Below are 16,215 nucleotides of genomic sequence, written 5' to 3'. Positions count from 1 at the left end.
CCCGGGATGGAGCTGGAGCGTCAGTCCTGGGAGACAGGTCCGGGTGCTCCTGGGTGAAGTGTCACGAAGTCCAGGAGCCGGCGGTTGAACTCCTCCACCTCCGTGACGTGCGGTGAATGTCCGCTGTTCTCGAAGACGGTGAGGCGGCTGTCACGCACCTGCGCGGCGAACCACTCCATCCCGTCCATGTCGTAGTAAGGGCTCAGTCGCCCGCCCACGACCCACGTCGGAACGGGGATACGGGGCAGGACGTCGCGCCAGTCGGCGACCATGTGGTCCAGCAGTAGCTTGGACACCTTCTCGTGGTCGAACGTGTGCTCAGTCATACCCATCGCCGCACCTTCGGGCATCGGCGGCTCGAGTTCGGGCTGACCCAACACCGCTCGCCTGTACGCCATGTCGTAGACGTTGTCCCAGGTGAGACCTCGCGCGCCCCAGGTCCAACCGTCCTCGTTCGTGAGCTTCGGCGACTGCTCGATCGCTACGAACCGCTTCACGGGGTCGACGCCGGAGATCGAGAACATGGCGAGTGAGGCCGACACCCCCATGGAGTGGCCGACGAGGGTGATGTCGTCCAGGTCCAAGAGCTCGATGAGCTCGCGCAGGTCCTGACCGAGACGCGACATCCGCAGCCCGTGTAGTGGCTTGTCGGAGGCCCAATGCCCTCGTTGGTCCAGGGCCACCACGCGATGGCCGGCGGCCAACAGCGCATCTCGCTGGAACTCCCAGTGAGCGCGAAGGCCGTCGTAGCCGTGGACCAAGAGGAACGGGCTGCCCTCGCCCTCGTCGTCGAAGACGATATGCACTCCGTCGGAGGTCGTCATCGTGAGGTCGGTGCCTGGCATAGGTGTCCCCTTGTTCTCCGCATTGAGCGATGGGTCGCGAGCGTCCGATGTGGCCCAGCCAAGGCCCGCCGGTTCGGAACTCCACGGTCGCGTCATACCGCCGGAGCCCAGTGCTGCCGCTCGCTGGCCCAACGATAGCGATGCACCGCAGGTGTGACTCTCTGCATCTGTAGCAAAGGGGGCTCCCAGGCTTCGTCAGCAAGCGGTGGCTGTACGGCCTTCCGGCGCCGACGCTTGCGGTATGCGTGCAGTGGTCAAGGTTGCCCCGGGACCGGGATGCGAGTACGTCCTCGACCGGGAGGAACTGGAGCTCGGGTCAGGTCAGGTCCGGATCGAGGTTGCTGCGGCCTCCGTGTGTGGTTCGGACGCGGCGTTCTTCCAGTCCGGCTACGCCGGCGGCGACGTCAGCATGACGTTCCCTCGGACGATGGGTCACGAAGTCGGTGGTGTGGTGGTCGAAGCCGGACCGCACACCGCCGGGATCGAGGTCGGAATGCCGGTCGCGGTCGAGACCCACCTGCACTGTGGTGAGTGCTTCAGCTGCCTGTCAGGCGATGGGCACAACTGTGCGCGCCTGGAGCTGCTGGGCGTGACTGTCGACGGTGCGTTCGCCGAGCGCTTCGTGGTCCAGGCGCGAAGCTGCTTCGTTCTTCCCGACGAGATCGATCCCAAGGTGGCCGCGCTGCTCGAGTCGGCTGGAAGCGCCATGCACGCAATGCTGCGCTCAGGTGTCAACCTCGCAGGCGCCTCAGTGCTGGTCTCCGGAGCAGGGCCGGTAGGCATGGTGGCGGCACAGGTCGCTGATGCCCTGGGAGCGCGCCGGGTCGTCATGGTCGAGCCCAACGCCTACCGTCGCAGTATGGCGCAGCGCTTCGGCGCCGCCATCGGCACTGAGGCCGACCCCCGCGAGGCCGCCGACTCCATGACGCAGGCGCGAGGTGGCTTCGATCTCGCCCTGGAGTGTTCAGGTGCGAGGCCTGCGCTCGCCAACGCCCTGGAGGTTGTCCGTCGGGAGGCGACGGTGGTCGCGGTGGGCTTGGTGAAGGGTGAGCTCCCGCTCGACGTCAGCAGGACGCTCATCTCTCGCGGGATCACACTGCGGGGCAGCTGGGGGCGGTCCATCTGGGACACCTGGCACCGACTGGCCGCACTAGTCGTCGCCGGGAAGGTGGACCTCGAGGGTCTCATCACACACCGGCTGCCGCTCAACGGGCTTCCGCAGGCACTCGACCTGATGCGCGGTGAAGCCGGCAAAGTGCTGCTGGACCCCTCGCTCCCGGATTCCGAACCACGTGCCGGCAGCACTATCCCTTCACGTCCGCCGACGCGTGAGGCCCTGCACCAGGAGAGCGACTGAACGAGAACCTGCGTGGCAGGTTGGCCCTGGGCGCCGACGGCGTCGTCCTGCCGTTGGTCGACAGCGCCGAGTAGGTGCGCGCCGCACCCCTCCAGTTCTCCCATCCGCCGGCCGTGGAGCGGCTCGAGGCCGTCTTCCTTCGGCCCGGCGACTTGTCCGCGAGCCGCGGCGCCGTTGGAGAACTGGTTCCGAGACGTTCCGATCCTGGACCCTCGTCCCCAATGCCGCTGCGTCGGCCATGGAGACGGAGAGCGGGACGCACCGATGTGCGTCCCGCTTCCCGTCGAGAGTCTGCGCGGTCAGGCCAGCCAGGTCTTCCGGAAGTTGAAGTTCGTAGCGGGGTTGAAGATGACTCCGTTGACCTTCGGTGACCTCGCGTAGGCGGCGTCGGCAAACACGGGGATGAGAAAGCCGTAGGAGTCACGTGCCGCAAGGTAGGCCTGCTGGGTCAGCTCGATCTGCTTGTGCGGGTCTGTGGCGGCCATGAGCTCGGCGACGGTCTTCTCGACGGTCGGGTCGGAGTGGTGGGTCTCGGGGTAGCTGGCGTCCTTGGCATAGAAGGCACCGAAGCCGACCGGTGGGAAGAAGCTGGTCCAGTAGTCCATGAAGGCTGAGGACGCCATCCACCCCTTGGTCCAGTACGTGTCCAGCGGGAGCTGGTTGAGCTTCACATTGATGCCGGCACCCTTGACGATCTGCTGCCATGCCTGGGCGGCATCCAACATGCCTGGGACCGCTGCGGTCGTGCTCAGCGTGATGTCCAAGCCGTTCGGGAACCCCGCCTCGGCAAGCAGACTCTTTGCCTTAGCGACGTCGTGCTCAGGCTTGAGCCCCTTGGGGTACCACGTGGTGCCGGGGTCGATCGGGACGTCTGCAACGGCCTTGCCGTGCCCCTGCAGCGCGGTCTGCACCATCTTCTCTCGGTCGGTTGCCAGCTTGATGGCTTGAATCACCCGTGGGTCATCGAACGGCTTTTGGCTCTGGTCGAAGGCGAAGATCCAGCTGTTCTTGTTCTTGACCGTCTCGAGCTGGACGTTGCTCTTCCCCTGCATCGTCACCCAGAGCGAGACCGGGATCGGGTCAGTCAGGTCGGTGGATCCGGCCAGCACCGTCTGGACCTTCGCGCTCTGGTCGGGCGTGATCGATGCATCGATCCCGTCGAGGTATGGCGCACCGCCCCAGTACTGGTCGTTGCGCGCCAGCTTCCAGCCCTGTCCTGGTGTCCAGCCAGTAAGCTTGAACGGCCCGGTGCCCACGGAGTTCTTTGCGCCGAACGCCGTGACGCCGTCCTTGACGACGGAGGCGTAGGGAAGGTTTCCGATCGTCTGAATCAGGGTGCCGTTCGGCTTCTTCAGCTTCAGGACCACGGTGTTGGCGTCTGGGGCCGAGACCCCATGGGTGTCGAGGTATGGCGACAGGAAGGCGGCGCCATGGTTTCCGGACTTCGGGTCCAACATGCGGTTGATCGTGTAGACGACGTCCTTCGAGCTGAAGTCACTGCCATCGTGCCACTTCACGCCCTCGCGGAGGTGAAGAGTCCATTGCGTCGCGTCGGCGTTCACGTTCCACGACTTCGCCAGCGCCGGCTGCGCCTGGAAATCAGCGGTGAGCGTTACCAGCTGGTCGTAGATGGAGTCCACAACCATGTAGGAGCTCATCGAGGTCGTGACGCCCGGATCCAGGCTGTCGGAGCTGCTCCCGTCGCTGATCGAGACGCGAAGGGTCCCGCCCTTCTTGGGCGTCCCTCCTGACTGCGATGTCGACGGCGACCCGCTTGACGCACCGCCGGCACACGCCGAAAGGAGGAGGGCGCCGAGACTGACGCCGCCCAGCGCAAGGGTTTGACGTCGAGTGACCTGAACTCTCGTGGGCCTGGCACATGCTGGTTCGAACGATCGGTGAGGGTTCTGGGCCATGACGGCTCCTCCATTTTCTGCGCATCGCACACCCGATGACGACTGGAAGTAAGTCTCGTTGGCCGACCTGTCCCGGTGAACTGTGATTCTTCAGGAGCCGCGGACAGAATTCCGTTACTCCGCCAAGAGCGGCTGGAAGCCGGCTCAGCCCGTCATCCAGGCCTTCCTGAAGTCCATCTGGTGGACGAAGTCCCACACGACGCCCTTGACCTTGTTCGACTGCGCCCAGCCACCATTGGTATAGAACGGGACGATGTAGCTGTAGGTCTCACGTACCATGACAAGGGCGTCCCGGATCAGCTGAGCTTGTACTGTCGGCTCCGTCTCCTTCATGATCTTGGCGATCTGGGCCGCCAGGCGAGGATCCTGATAGCGGGTGTCCCACCACGGTCCCGAGGATGTGTAGAACAGCTGCAGCAGCTGAGCCGGGTGGAACCTGTTCCAGTAGTCCTGGAACGCCGGCGTAGCCATCCAGCCCTTCTCCCAGTATGTGTTCAACGGAAGCTGGTTCAGCTTGATGTTGAAGCCTGCCGGTTTGACGACCTGCTGCCATACCTGGGCCACGTCGAGCATTCCCGCCGTGACGTTGGAGGTGCTGAGCTCGATGTCGAGTCCGTTCGGGTAACCAGCCTCGGCCAAGAGACGCCTGGCCTTCTCGGTGTTGAACTCCGCTTTGCGGTCATGGGGGTAGAACACCGACCCCGGAGGCGTACCGAAGTCATCCGTCACAACCCCTTGGCCCTGGAGAGCGACGCGAAGCATCGTCTCTCGATCGGTGGCCAGCTTGAGGGCCTGCAACACCTTCTCATTGTTGAACGGTGCACGCCGCTGGTCGAAGGCGAACACCCAGGCGCTCTTGTTCTTGAACGTCTGCACCGAGACATTCGGCTGTCTCTTCAGGCTGGCCCAGAAGGTGATCGGAACGTCATCGGTGGCGTCCGTGGACCCCGCCATGACGCCTTGTAGCTTCGCGCTCTGGTCGGGGGTGATCGTGGCTTGGATCCCATCAAGATGTGGGGCACCGTCCCAGTACGCCTCATGACGCGTGGCTGCCCAGCCCGTGCCAGCAGCCCACGAGGTCAGCTTGAACGGTCCAGTGCCGATTGCCGTCTTGGAGGTGAACGACTCCGTGCCGGCCTTGGTGATCTTGGCGTTCCAGTTGGAGCCCACCAGTGCCGGCAGGATGCTGTTGGGCGCCTTGAGCTTCACGACGACGGTATGCGCGTCTGGCGCAGCGATCCCGACCGGGTCGATGTACGGGCTCATGCCGCCGTACATCTCATTGCCGCTCTTGGGGTCGACCCACCTCTTGAGCGTCGCCACCACGTCGGCCGATGTGAGCTCGCTCCCGTCATGCCACTTCACGCCTTTACGCAGGTGGAACGTCCACTGCATCGCATCAGGGCTCGACTCCCACGACTCGGCAAGGGCTGGCCGTGGGATGTAGTTGTCGTCCACCCTGGTCAGCGGGTCGTACAGCGCATTGCACACGATGGCAGAGTTCTGCGAGATGATGAGGCCAGGGTCGAGGCTGTCCGTGGACTGCCCATCACTCACTGACAGCCTCAGAGTGCCACCCCTCTTCGGTGACCCGGAACCGCTCGAGGAGTCGCTCTGCGACGAGCTGGCGGTGCTGCAGCCTGCGAACAGCAGCGCACCGAGGCTCACACCGCCAGCAGTGAGCGCCTGGCGACGGGACAGGCTCGTGCCTCCAACGATGCCGAGCTGCTCGCGGTTTCTGGTCGAGTCTGTCATGGGAATCCCTTCAGCGGCCCGATGGTGTTTCTCCGGGAGGCTAGGGATGCACCACGACCGCGTCACTTGGAGAAGGTATGAGGGCGCGCGGGTTCTCCAGTCGGTTCTACAGTCTCCGCTCGCCGTTTCGGACCGACATCAGCGGGCGGAGAGGGCTTTCCACGTCTCAGGCCGGCACCTGGTCCCGGAAGATCCACCGGAGGGTTTCGGGGAACACCGCTCCGCCGTGGCGAAGGGTGTGGCCGCCGTTCCCGAACACGAACTGAGAGTCATATCGGCGGTACCTCAGAGATGCGTCGAGGTCGTGGTTCGCAATCGGGATGTTGCCGAAGATGACATCGACGTCGCGCGAGCCCGTTTGGTGCCAGATCCTGATGGCCTTACGCGGACTCTGTCGGAACATGGTGGGAAGCTGGTGACCGCCTCGCACATTGATGAAGCTGCCGCAGTGCGAGATGACGTTGCCGAACTCCTCGGGACGGTGGAACGCGGCGGTGACGGCGCAGGCGCCACCCGAGCTCATGCCGCAGATGACCCGGCCGCGAGGATCCTCGGTGAGCCGAATTCGGGTACGGACGACCGGGAACAGCTCGTCGACGAGGAAGCGTGCATAGTCGCCGCTGACCACGTCGTACTCGATGCTGCGGTTGTGGTCCCCACCGAAGGAGGGGTAACCCGGTCCGGTCTCTCCGGGGCACACGAACAGGCCGGCAGACATCGGGATCTCCCCGTTGTGCACGAGGTTGTCCAGCACGGTTGTCGCACGCACCTGGGGACCCACATAGTCGCGGCCGTCCTGGAACACGACGAGGTTCACGGACTCCGCCTGCTCGGCGCCCTGTGGGAGGTAGAGGTACACGCTTCGGGCGACGCCGGGGTACACCGTGTGGCTCACCCACCGGAAGTGGTAGTACTCGCCCGCCGGCACCTCCAGACGCGGAAGCGAGTCCCAGCTCAGCTTGTAGTCGGAGTTCTCGTCATCCGCTAGGGCGTATGCCGCAAGGTCCTTCCCGGAGATTCTGTGCTCCTTGAAGAAGTCGGCGTTCACCGCCTCCTGCTCCGCCTGCCCGTGCGTCAGGTCGACCAGCTCGAGCTCTGCAGTCCTCTCGGAGACAGCCCCGCTGGCGAATCGCAGTGCCGGCACGTCGACGGCTGCTTCGTCCTCAGTGACGCTGGCCGACTGGGAAGCACCATCGACGGGTCGTGCGAGATGACCAAGGAGGCCAGGGCGGACTCTCGCTGAAGTTCCAAGGGAAGATTGAGGACCTGTGCCAACCGACAGGTCATCTGCTGAGACTGACTCGTCACGTGCCATATCACGGGTTCCTTTGCCGTTCGGGAGTCTGGTGGGGGCGATGAGGACGTCATCGCGTCAGCCGAGCCAGTCAGATAGGTCTGTAGGTGACGATCGCGCGTGATCGCCGCACCGGCGAGAATTGCTCGTAACGGCGAGAATGACTCCTTCTGTAGCCCACCACCAGGTACAGACGCCGAGCAGTCATCGGCTCGTCTTGCTCGATCTGTCGAATGTCAGGTCTTAGGGGGTGCGGGCGCGGCGGATGCTGTTGTGAGTGAGCCTGCCACCCGGGCCATCGCGCGGGGGCTCACCGTCATCGGCACGGCCAGCCCGAGGGACCACGACCACCTCGATCGCCTCGGTGCGATTCGCATCGCGCACGGCCCGGGACTCGTGGAGCGCGTCTCAGCGGTCGCACCCGGAGGCGTCAACGGAGCATTCGACATCTCCGGCGCCGGCGTCATCGCCGACCTGGTGAGCCTCGTCGGCCACCCCCCGCCGAGGTGATCTCGATCGCCGACTTCTCCGCCCCCACCCTCGGTGCCCGCCTATCCACCGGCGCCACCCGCAGCACCGACCCCGCGCTGGACTCGCAGAAGCAGTGAGCCTTACTCACTACGCCCTCAACATCGAACGCAGGTTCGCTCTCGAGGACATCGGCGCTGCCCACCAGCACGCGGAGAACGGTCACACGGTCGGCAAACTGGTCGTCATCCCCTGACCCGGACTGCCCGCATGGGAGACGAGCTGTCGTCACATGCCATCGTGTTGCGACGTCCAGGCCTGCACCCCGCAGGCGCAGCATCGAAGTCCGATGAAGCCGATAACCGGCGTTGCCTGTCCAGCTTTGCAGGCGTCTGCGCGTCTAGCCTTGAGGCTAGTCGCGAGCATACGAGGCGTACATGACAGCAGCGGATGGAACCACGGTGGTGGTCGTCGGTGGCAGCATGGCCGGACTGTTGGCCGCACGAGCGTTGTCCGACCACGCCGCGTCCGTGGTCGTGTTCGAGCGTGAGCGGCTGACTGAGGAGGTCGCCCCGCGCGGTCACGTGCCGCAGGGCCGCCATCTGCACCTGCTCCTCGCCGCCGGGCTCGACCTGCTACGTCAGTGGTTCCCGGGCATCGAGGAGGATCTCAAGGTTCGTGGAGCGGTGCCCGTCGACGGCCACCGGGCGTGGGTCCATCAGGGTGGTGCCTACCGAGCCCGCGGGGACTGGGGACGGCCGGTGCTGTGTCTGACGCGGCCTCTGCTCGAGCACGTCGTTCGCGAGCGAGTGGCCGCCACGTGCGGCGTCACGCTCGAGTCTGGGAGCCTGGCCGAGCGGGTGACCGTCACCGGACGCCGTGTCACCGGAGTGGTCGTCGCGGGTGTGGAGCGGCCCGCGGGGCTGGTCGTCGACTGCTCCGGACGCAGCTCCCGCATCGCCCAGGACCTCGCGACCTCGAGGCTGCTCATGCCGCCCATCACCCGGGTTGGTATCGACATCGGCTACTCCTCCTTCTTCATGCGCCGCTCCCCTGACGACCTGGAGGGCGACTCCGTCGTCTGCATCGACACTCCAGGCTCGTTCCGAGCAGCCTCTGTCCTGCCGGTGGAAGGCGACCGCTGGCAGGTCGCCCTCGGCGGTGTTCACGGGGACGTGCCGCCGTGCGACGACGAGGGGATCCATGCCTTTGCAGCGGCCCTCCCGAGCCCGGTCGTCGGGCAGCTCCTCGACCGCTGCGAGCGACTATCCCCTGTGGCGACCTACCGCTTTCCTTCCAGCCAACGCCGACACTACGAGAAGTCCCCCCTCCTTCAGGGCTTCGTGACACTGGGCGACGCTTCGAGCAGCTTCGACCCCATCTACGGTCAGGGAATGACGTCGGCGGCGCTGCAGGCCGCCGCCCTGGGCGAGGCGGCGAGGACCCTCGGCGTGCTGTCGCCCGAGCTTCCGAACCGGTTCCATCGCAAGGCGGCTCAGATCATCGACAGCCCCTGGCGCATCGCGGTGGGTGGCGACTTCGCGCATCCCGCCACGACGGGTCCCAGGCCGCTCGGGACGGCCCAGCTCAACCGCTATGGCCAGCGCGTGGTCCAGGCCGCCCACGTCTCTCTGCCGGTGGCCCGCACGTTCAACCGGGTGCTTCAGCTGAGCGACCCGCCTGCCGTGTTGCTTCGACCCGACATGCTGGTTCGGGTGCTCACCAGCGCACGACGCTCCCCGGCCGTGACCGGCGACGCAGTTAGCCATCCCAGGGTCGGGCTGGACACCCCCGACTGACGTGCGGGGCGCCAAGCCCCGATAACGCCTGCGCAGAGCTGAACGCCAGTAGGCACGACGGCGCCCCTTGCCTTTCCAGCGTTGCGGCGTCCCGACGCATCACAAAGTGGAAGGCCACCGGACGCCACCCGTGCAAGGGTCGGCTTCTCCACGCGGCCAGACTCGCCCCCGTTGCCGAAGGCCGACCGCGGCCGCGCCAACGGGCGCGAGGAAGCGCGCAGGTCTCCGCCTCAGCGGAGTGGGAGAGATGGGCGCAGCAACAGCACTTTCAGTGGCAAGACACCCCGTGCCGGCTTCGCTCGCCCGGCGCAGATGGACCGCAAGGTCTGGTACCTGACGCACAACTCGGAGCTGCCGTACCGGGGCGACTCCCAGGTCCACCTCCCGAACCAGGTACCCGGCGCGGCCCGCCCTCCCGGACAGCCCGTGACGAAGGACCTGCGACGCGGTCGAGGCTCCTTCTCTGCACCGGCAGCCCACATCGACTTCCCGGTGACTTCCCGGACGTGGCTGAGGCCTCTCCCGAGCCCGGCGCGCTGTGCGTTCCGATGTGTGATACGGCCCTCTGGTCGCGGTGGGCCGATTTGCGCCCTATGGGTGGGGTGTGATCGTGTATCCGCTGTTTTGCGGATTCAAGGTGGCAGCAGGGGCCGCCCGGAACCACGCCCATTCACGCATGAGAAGAGCCACGGAGGCCCCTTGAAGACCCGACTCGTCGTCGCCACCTCGGCCACGCTCGCCCTCGTGGGAACCGCGGGGGTGATCGGCCGAGCCAGCAGCGCCGATGCTGTGCCCGCCCGCACCCCAAGCGTCACGACCGGCGCCGCCACGACCGTCACGACAAGCGGCGCGACGCTCAACGGCAGCGTGAACCCCAATCGCTCGTCGACCACGGCACACTTCGACTTCGGGCTCAGCGCTGCCTACGGGTCCGCCACTCGCGACCAGTCCGTGGGCTCCGGCCGGGCATCCGTCGCTGTGGCAGACCCCCTGACCGGTCTCACGGCCGGCGCCACGTACCACTACCGGATCGTCGCACGGAACGGCTACGGGACCGCCTACGGCGCCGACATGGTGTTCACCACGCCTGGGCAGCCAGCCCCCACCACGACGGCCACGCCCACGCCCAGCACGACGACGACGGCCACGCCGACCGCCACGACGACGACTACGCCGACGCCCACGACGACCACCACGACGCCGACGGCAACGACCACCACGACGCCGACGGCGACCACCACCACTGCGCCCAGCGGAGCGGCCTGTACGAGCCCGATCTTCACCACCAGTGACCCCAACGGCGGGATCAGCAACGGGGGCTACTACGTGCACAACAACCTGTGGAACGCCTCCAGCTATCCCGGCACCAAGGGCACCACGCAGGTCTGCTCCTATCGGTCCTGGAACCACGTGGGCACGGCCACCAACACCGGCGACGGCGCTGTCAAGACCTACCCCAACGTGCACAAGGACTACTCCGGGCGGACCATCTCCAGCTTCCCCCGGCTCACCTCCACCTACGCCGCCACCGCCCCTGGCGTCGGGATCTACAACGTCGCCTACGACCTGTGGCTCAACGGGGTGCCCAACGACGAGGTGATGATCTGGACCGACAACCACAACCAGGTCCCGGCCGGGTCCCGGTTCGCCTCCGGGGTCAGCCTCGGCGGCCACACCTGGGACGTGTACGCGACCAGCGGCAACGGGTACATCGCCTTCGTCCCCTCAGGCGGGGCCCGGTACCCCTCGGGGACCGTCGACCTCAAGGCCATGCTGACCTACCTGGTCGGCCAGGGCCGGGTCGCCTCGGGATCCACGGTCGACCAGATCTGCTACGGCGTGGAGATCGTCGACACGGGCGGCTCTGCGGCGACGTGGCAGTTCACCGACTTCTCCATCACCGACTCCTGACACCACTCGGGACACGCAGTCCCGAGAACGCAGGCGCGGGCGCCGCCGGCAGGCCATCTGCCGGCGGCGCTGGCGCGTCTAGGACGCCTCCCACAGCCAGGAGACCGGCTACTTCAGAGGCTGGCCTCCCGTGACGCCGAGAATCTCACCGCTGACATAGCTTGACTCCTGAGAGGCGAAGAACACGTAGGCCGGTGCAAGCTCCGCCGGCTGTCCGGCTCGCCCCATCGGGGTCTGCTCGCCGAACGACCCGACCTTCTCCTCCGGCATGGTGGCCGGGATCAGCGGGGTCCAGATCGGGCCTGGAGCCACCGAGTTCACCCTGATCCCCTTCTCGGCCAGCATCTGCGCCAGACCCTTGGTGAAGTTGACGATGCCGCCCTTCGTCGTGGCGTAGTCGAGCAGCTCCGGCGAAGGCTGGGACGCCTGGATCGATGACGTGTTGATGATGCTCGCCCCGGCCTCCATGTGCGGCAGGGCCTTCTTGCACAACCAGAACATGGCGTAGAGGTTGGTCTTGAGGACGCGGTCGAACTGCTCCGTCGTGATGTCCTCGATCCCGCCGGGCTGGGCCATCTGGTATGCCGCGTTGTTCACCAGGACGTCGATCTTTCCGAAAGCCTCCACCGCCTGGTCGACGACCCGTTGGCACTGCTGCTCCTCGCGCAGGTCACCGGCGCAGGTGACCACGGTACGACCGGCCTCCTTGACGAGGCGCGCGGTCTCCTGGGCGTCCTCCTCCTCTTCCTCGAGGTAGGAGATGAGGACGTCCGCTCCCTCCCGGGCGAAAGCGATGGCGACTGCCCGACCGATACCGGAGTCACCTCCGGTGATCACGGCCTTCTTGCCTTCGAGCCGGCCACTGCCGCGGTAGGTGTCCTCGCCGTGGTCCGGCTCGTCCCCCATCGCTCCTGTGGTGCCGGGGTGCTCGATCTGCTCACCCTCACTGTCCGGCTGGTCGTGCTGCTCAGTGGGGTCCTGCGCGGTGTACTGGTCCTTGGGCATACCGTTCTCTCCTCGGCTCGCTGATGGGATCCGCGGGACTGCGCCGGCTGCGGCGATCCGCGGGAGGCACCTTCCCTACCCGCTTTCCCGGCGGGTACACCGCGTTCAGACGACCCGAGGCCCCACGGAGCATCGGCGGCGTGAAGATCACCTCTTTGCGAGGGCTGTGGCCTACGTCGCCGAGGCGTCGCGGGGCGAGCTGCAGGCTCTACGGGGAGCCGGCTGATACGCCAAGACGCCAGAGCGTGAGCGAACGATACGTCTCCCCCGGCCGCAGGACAGGAGACGGCAGCCAGTCCTGGTTCGGCGCATCGGGGTGGCGCTGCGTCTCCAGCGCGACCCCATCCCCTTGCCGGTACCGCTTTCCGCCGGAGCCGACGGTCACGCCGTCGAGGAAGTTGCCGCTGTAGACCTGAAGGGCCGGCTGGTCGGTGTGCACCTCCAGGCTTCGGCCACTGGCCGGGTCCTCGATGCGGGCCGCACGCCGCAGGCCCTCACCGCGAAGGTCGAAGCTGTGGTCCAGTCCCCCGACGATCCCGATGTCCCGGTGCGGTGCTCGGACCACCTCGCCGATGCGCGCGCCGCGGGTCAGGTCGAACGGGGTCCCCGCCACCTCGGCCGGTGCGCCGATGGGAATGGACGTGCTGTCGACGGGCAGGTAGCGGTCGGCGTCCACCGTGAGGACGTGACCGTCGACGGACCCGGAGCCTTCCCCCGAGAGGTTGAAGTAGGAGTGGTTCGTGAGGTTCACCACGGTGGGCTTGGTGGTACTGGCAGAGAGCTCGACCACCACGGTGTCCGGCTCGACGCGGTACGTGGCCCAGGCTGTCAGCTCGCCGGGGAAGCCCTGGTCGCCGTCCTGGCTGACCAGCTGGAACGTGATGCTGGCCGGCTGCAGGTCCTTGACGGTCCAGAGGCGGGCGTGGAACCCGCCCGGGCCTCCGTGCAGACAGGTGGCGCCCTCGTTGGGTTCCAGCCGGTGCGTGACGCCGTCGAGCGAGAACCGTCCCTGCGCGATCCGGTTGGCATAGCGCCCCACCACCGCGCCGTGGTACGCGGGCGGCCGGGCGACGTACGCCGATGCTTCCCGATGCCCCAGCACCAGGTTCGGCCCGTAGCCATCGACGCCGCCGCCGCGGGGGTCGTGCGGGCGTAGCGACTGCACAGTGGCACCGACGTCGAGGACGCGGAGCTCCGGAGCCCCCTCGCCGCCCAGCGTGTACGCCGTGACGGGGCGCCCGTCCGGAAGCTCCCCGAACGGGGTGGGTTCGTTCATCGCCGCCCTCCAGCTGATGCGGCCCATCGCGTCTGGTCCATCAACTCCGCTCCATCCCGCCTGGTCCACTGGGTCCGATCCACTCCGTCCCGTCCACTGGGTCTGGCACGCAGTGTCTCGCACCTCGCGTGACGTTGTCCCAGGCCGGCACAGCACGGCAGCACCACCGTTGGAGGTTTGCGAGTCCTGGGTTGGTGGTGCTGCCGCAGCGGCGCACATACCCACCGATGGGGGAAGCGATTCGTTCTCCGGCCGCCGACCTGAGGCGATCTCGTCCGCCTCACCGCCCGCGAGCAGCCTTCTCCCGTCCTGCCGACTGCAACGGCCGGCGCTAGAGTGCCGAGCATGGGTGACGGAGAGTCACGGGCGCCTGATCCCGTTCCGGACCACGTCATCGTGATGGGGGTGTCAGGGAGCGGCAAGTCGACGGTTGCCAAGGGCATCTCCACAGTCATGGGCTGGGAGTTCGCCGAGGGTGATGCCTTCCACTCCGAGGGGAACGTCGAGAAGATGCATGACGGCATTCCCCTGACCGACGACGACCGCTGGCCCTGGCTCGAGGCGGTCGGCGCGTGGATCAGCGAGAAGGAGGCCCGTGGCGAGCCGGCCGTCGTCACCTGCTCCGCTCTCCGGCGCGCCTACCGCGACATCCTGTGCCGGAACCGTCCCCACGTGCGGTTCCTCCACGTGACAGCCGCCCCCGAAGTCATCCGCGACCGCATGGAGCACCGCCCGGACCACTACATGCCGGCGTCGCTCCTCCCCAGCCAGCTTGCCACGCTGGAACCGCTGGAGCCCGATGAGCCCGGCGTCGTCATCACCAACGAGGGCACGGCCGCACAGGTGCTCAACCGTGCACTGGTCGCCCTCGGCCTGCGGAAGGAATCGTCATGACAGCCTCAGTCGTCAGCTCGGTCGCCGCCCTCGTCGCGGCGGACAAGCCCTACGCCCCGGACGGCCAGCTGCTCGCCGCCTGCGTCGTCGGCATCCTCGCCGTCGTCGCGCTCATCACCTTGGCGAAGCTCCACCCGTTCCTGTCCCTCATGCTCGGGTCCGCCGTGCTGGGTGCCATCGCCACGATGCCGCCTGGCGACATCGTGGACAGCTTCATCAAGGGGTTCGGCTCGACCACCGGCTCCGTCGGCGTGCTGATCGCGCTCGGCGCGATGATCGGCATGATGCTGGAGCGGTCCGGTGGCGCGCGCAAGATCGTGTCCACCATGGTGGGCCGGGTGGGACCGGGCGGCCTGCCGTGGATGATGGCCGCCATCGCCGCCATCCTCGGTCTGCCCCTGTTCTTCGAGGTCGGCGTCGTGCTGCTCGTGCCGGTCGTCGTCATGGTGGCGCGGCGCACCGGCCTCTCGCTGATGAAGGTAGGAATCCCGGCGCTGGCGGGCCTGTCCGTGCTGCACGGGCTCGTCCCACCCCACCCCGGCCCGCTGACGGCGATCGGCCTGCTCAAGGCCGACCTCGGCCTCACCCTGCTCTTCGGGCTGGTCGTCGCCGTCCCTACGCTCGTCGTGGCGGGTCCCGTCCTGGCGCAGCTCGTGGACCGGTGGGTGCCCAAGTACGTCGAGACGCGTGAGCCCGTAGCGGTCGGCGCGTCCGACACGGGCGGGTTCAGCGCGACCGCAGGTCGCGACCTCGGCTCTGTGACGGGCGAGGAGGCCGGGACGCCGACGGGTCGAGGCCTCGGCGGCGGCCGTGACGTTGCGGTCGACGACGCTCGGGGCGACGACCTCTCCGGCACAGCCGGCGTCGGGTCGGTCGCGTCGCCGGAGGGGCCATCGCGAGAGGTCCCGTTCTCCTCGGCGATCATCGCCATCACGCTGCCGGTGGTCCTCATGCTGGTCGACGCCATCAGCAAGCTCGTCATCACCGACGAGAACAACGGGTTCCGACAGGTGGCCGACTTCATCGGCACTCCGGTGGTCGCCCTGCTCATCGCCGTGCTCTTCTGCTACTTCGCGCTCGGGCTGGCCTCAGGGATGTCGAGGACCCGGGTGAGTGACTCGCTCGGTGCGAGCCTGCCGGGCATCGCTGGGATCATCCTCATCGTGGCCGCCGGTGGCGGCTTCAAGCAGACGCTCGTCGACGCAGGGGTGGGCAACGTCATCAAGGACTGGGCCACCGGCGTCAACATCTCCGTACTCTTCCTCGGCTGGCTCGTGGCCGTCCTCATCCGGCTCGGCACCGGCTCCGCGACGGTCGCCACCATCACGGCGGCGGGCATCGTCGGTCCGCTGGCGCCGAGCCTGAGCGCGAACCACCTCGCCCTCCTGGTGCTCGCGATCGGCTGTGGGTCGCTTTTCTTCAGCCACGTGAACGACGCGGGCTTCTGGCTGGTGAAGGAGTACTTCGGCCTGACCGTCGGGGAGACGATCCGGTCCTGGTCCGTCATGGAGACCGTCATCTCGGTGGTCGGCTTCCTCCTGGTGATGCTCCTGAGCCTCGTCGTCTAGCTGTACTGCCCTGACAGGTTGGTCAAGCGGGTGATGGGTGGTTGGTTCCCGCAGGCGGTGTGGGGTCGGTGGTGGTTGTACTCGTGCAGCCATGCTGGCAGCGCAGCTCGGCGTTCGCTCTCGGAGG

General features: G+C 67.1%; 14 protein-coding genes. 7 read left to right on the top strand and 7 right to left on the bottom strand.

Going from position 1 to position 16,215, the window contains the following annotated elements; all coding sequences use genetic code 11:
• Positions 1 to 20: 20 nt before the first annotated feature.
• Positions 21 to 845: an alpha/beta fold hydrolase gene (locus PHA84_RS09945; RefSeq protein ID WP_270887950.1), complete on the bottom strand. Its 825-nt coding sequence runs from the start codon at positions 843 to 845 to the stop codon at positions 21 to 23.
• Between the two features lie 241 nt (positions 846 to 1,086).
• On the opposite strand from PHA84_RS09945, the gene PHA84_RS09940 reads away from it, so the two are divergent.
• Positions 1,087 to 2,202 carry a zinc-dependent alcohol dehydrogenase gene (locus PHA84_RS09940; protein WP_270887949.1) on the top strand — a complete coding sequence of 372 codons (1,116 nt, stop codon included), beginning with the start codon at positions 1,087 to 1,089 and terminating at the stop codon, positions 2,200 to 2,202.
• Positions 2,203 to 2,501: 299 nt separating this feature from the next.
• Here PHA84_RS09940 and PHA84_RS09935 read toward each other — a convergent pair whose 3' ends face one another.
• From PHA84_RS09935 to PHA84_RS09925, 3 genes are all read right to left on the bottom strand, one after another.
• On the bottom strand, positions 2,502 to 3,848 hold the full coding sequence (locus PHA84_RS09935) for an ABC transporter substrate-binding protein (protein WP_270887948.1): 1,347 nt from the start codon (positions 3,846 to 3,848) through the stop codon (positions 2,502 to 2,504).
• Positions 3,849 to 4,262: 414 nt separating this feature from the next.
• The gene (locus PHA84_RS09930; RefSeq protein ID WP_270887947.1) at positions 4,263 to 5,873 is read right to left on the bottom strand and encodes an ABC transporter substrate-binding protein; all 1,611 of its coding nucleotides are present in this window, start codon (positions 5,871 to 5,873) and stop codon (positions 4,263 to 4,265) included.
• A 166-nt stretch (positions 5,874 to 6,039) separates the two neighbouring features.
• Positions 6,040 to 7,017 (bottom strand): alpha/beta hydrolase, encoded by a 978-nt coding sequence (locus PHA84_RS09925; protein WP_270887946.1) that lies wholly within the window; start codon positions 7,015 to 7,017, stop codon positions 6,040 to 6,042.
• Positions 7,018 to 7,440: 423 nt separating this feature from the next.
• Here PHA84_RS09925 and PHA84_RS09920 point away from each other — a divergent pair, with 423 nt between their 5' ends.
• The 4 genes from PHA84_RS09920 to PHA84_RS09905 all read left to right on the top strand — a co-directional run bounded on the left by PHA84_RS09920 (position 7,441) and on the right by PHA84_RS09905 (position 11,345).
• Entirely contained in the window at positions 7,441 to 7,677 is a 237-nt protein-coding gene (locus PHA84_RS09920) for a hypothetical protein (RefSeq protein ID WP_270887945.1), read from the top strand.
• 94 nt (positions 7,678 to 7,771) lie between these two features.
• Positions 7,772 to 7,891 carry a zinc-binding dehydrogenase gene (locus PHA84_RS09915; RefSeq protein WP_270887944.1) on the top strand — a complete coding sequence of 40 codons (120 nt, stop codon included), beginning with the start codon at positions 7,772 to 7,774 and terminating at the stop codon, positions 7,889 to 7,891.
• A 181-nt stretch (positions 7,892 to 8,072) separates the two neighbouring features.
• Positions 8,073 to 9,434 carry an FAD-dependent oxidoreductase gene (locus tag PHA84_RS09910; protein ID WP_270887943.1) on the top strand — a complete coding sequence of 454 codons (1,362 nt, stop codon included), beginning with the start codon at positions 8,073 to 8,075 and terminating at the stop codon, positions 9,432 to 9,434.
• A 699-nt stretch (positions 9,435 to 10,133) separates the two neighbouring features.
• Positions 10,134 to 11,345 (top strand): GH12 family glycosyl hydrolase domain-containing protein, encoded by a 1,212-nt coding sequence (locus tag PHA84_RS09905; RefSeq protein WP_270887942.1) that lies wholly within the window; start codon positions 10,134 to 10,136, stop codon positions 11,343 to 11,345.
• A 108-nt stretch (positions 11,346 to 11,453) separates the two neighbouring features.
• Here PHA84_RS09905 and PHA84_RS09900 read toward each other — a convergent pair whose 3' ends face one another.
• Together PHA84_RS09900 and PHA84_RS09895 are read right to left on the bottom strand one after the other, a co-directional pair.
• Positions 11,454 to 12,350: an SDR family oxidoreductase gene (locus PHA84_RS09900; RefSeq protein WP_270887941.1), complete on the bottom strand. Its 897-nt coding sequence runs from the start codon at positions 12,348 to 12,350 to the stop codon at positions 11,454 to 11,456.
• Between the two features lie 208 nt (positions 12,351 to 12,558).
• On the bottom strand, positions 12,559 to 13,626 hold the full coding sequence (locus PHA84_RS09895) for an aldose epimerase family protein (protein WP_270887940.1): 1,068 nt from the start codon (positions 13,624 to 13,626) through the stop codon (positions 12,559 to 12,561).
• Positions 13,627 to 13,971: 345 nt separating this feature from the next.
• Between PHA84_RS09895 and PHA84_RS09890 the strand changes: the two genes are divergently transcribed.
• Both PHA84_RS09890 and PHA84_RS09885 read left to right on the top strand, forming a co-directional pair.
• Entirely contained in the window at positions 13,972 to 14,520 is a 549-nt protein-coding gene (locus PHA84_RS09890) for a gluconokinase (protein WP_270887939.1), read from the top strand.
• Entirely contained in the window at positions 14,517 to 16,088 is a 1,572-nt protein-coding gene (locus PHA84_RS09885) for a GntP family permease (RefSeq protein WP_270887938.1), read from the top strand. The genes PHA84_RS09890 and PHA84_RS09885 overlap by 4 nt, the downstream gene beginning before the upstream one ends.
• Here PHA84_RS09885 and PHA84_RS09880 read toward each other — a convergent pair.
• A partial coding sequence (locus tag PHA84_RS09880) for an integrase core domain-containing protein (RefSeq protein ID WP_270888333.1) occupies positions 16,085 to 16,215 on the bottom strand: 131 nt, incomplete at its 5' end. The two genes, PHA84_RS09885 and PHA84_RS09880, sit on opposite strands and share 4 nt — an antisense overlap.

The organism is Pedococcus sp. 5OH_020, from assembly GCF_027812955.1.
Taxonomy (GTDB): domain Bacteria; phylum Actinomycetota; class Actinomycetes; order Actinomycetales; family Dermatophilaceae; genus Pedococcus.
The sequence above is the reverse complement of the archived record's forward strand: the minus strand, read 5'-3'. Positions and strand labels throughout refer to the sequence as shown.

Coding starts and splice junctions, on each gene's coding strand:
- PHA84_RS09910 (WP_270887943.1), top strand. CDS start 8,073: ATGACAGCAGCGGATGGAACCACGGTGGTGGTCGTCGGTGGCAGCATG.
- PHA84_RS09935 (WP_270887948.1), bottom strand. CDS start 3,848: ATGGTTGTGGACTCCATCTACGACCAGCTGGTAACGCTCACCGCTGAT.
- PHA84_RS09885 (WP_270887938.1), top strand. CDS start 14,517: ATGACAGCCTCAGTCGTCAGCTCGGTCGCCGCCCTCGTCGCGGCGGAC.
- PHA84_RS09940 (WP_270887949.1), top strand. CDS start 1,087: ATGCGTGCAGTGGTCAAGGTTGCCCCGGGACCGGGATGCGAGTACGTC.
- PHA84_RS09895 (WP_270887940.1), bottom strand. CDS start 13,626: ATGAACGAACCCACCCCGTTCGGGGAGCTTCCGGACGGGCGCCCCGTC.
- PHA84_RS09890 (WP_270887939.1), top strand. CDS start 13,972: ATGGGTGACGGAGAGTCACGGGCGCCTGATCCCGTTCCGGACCACGTC.
- PHA84_RS09930 (WP_270887947.1), bottom strand. CDS start 5,873: ATGACAGACTCGACCAGAAACCGCGAGCAGCTCGGCATCGTTGGAGGC.
- PHA84_RS09900 (WP_270887941.1), bottom strand. CDS start 12,350: ATGCCCAAGGACCAGTACACCGCGCAGGACCCCACTGAGCAGCACGAC.
- PHA84_RS09945 (WP_270887950.1), bottom strand. CDS start 845: ATGCCAGGCACCGACCTCACGATGACGACCTCCGACGGAGTGCATATC.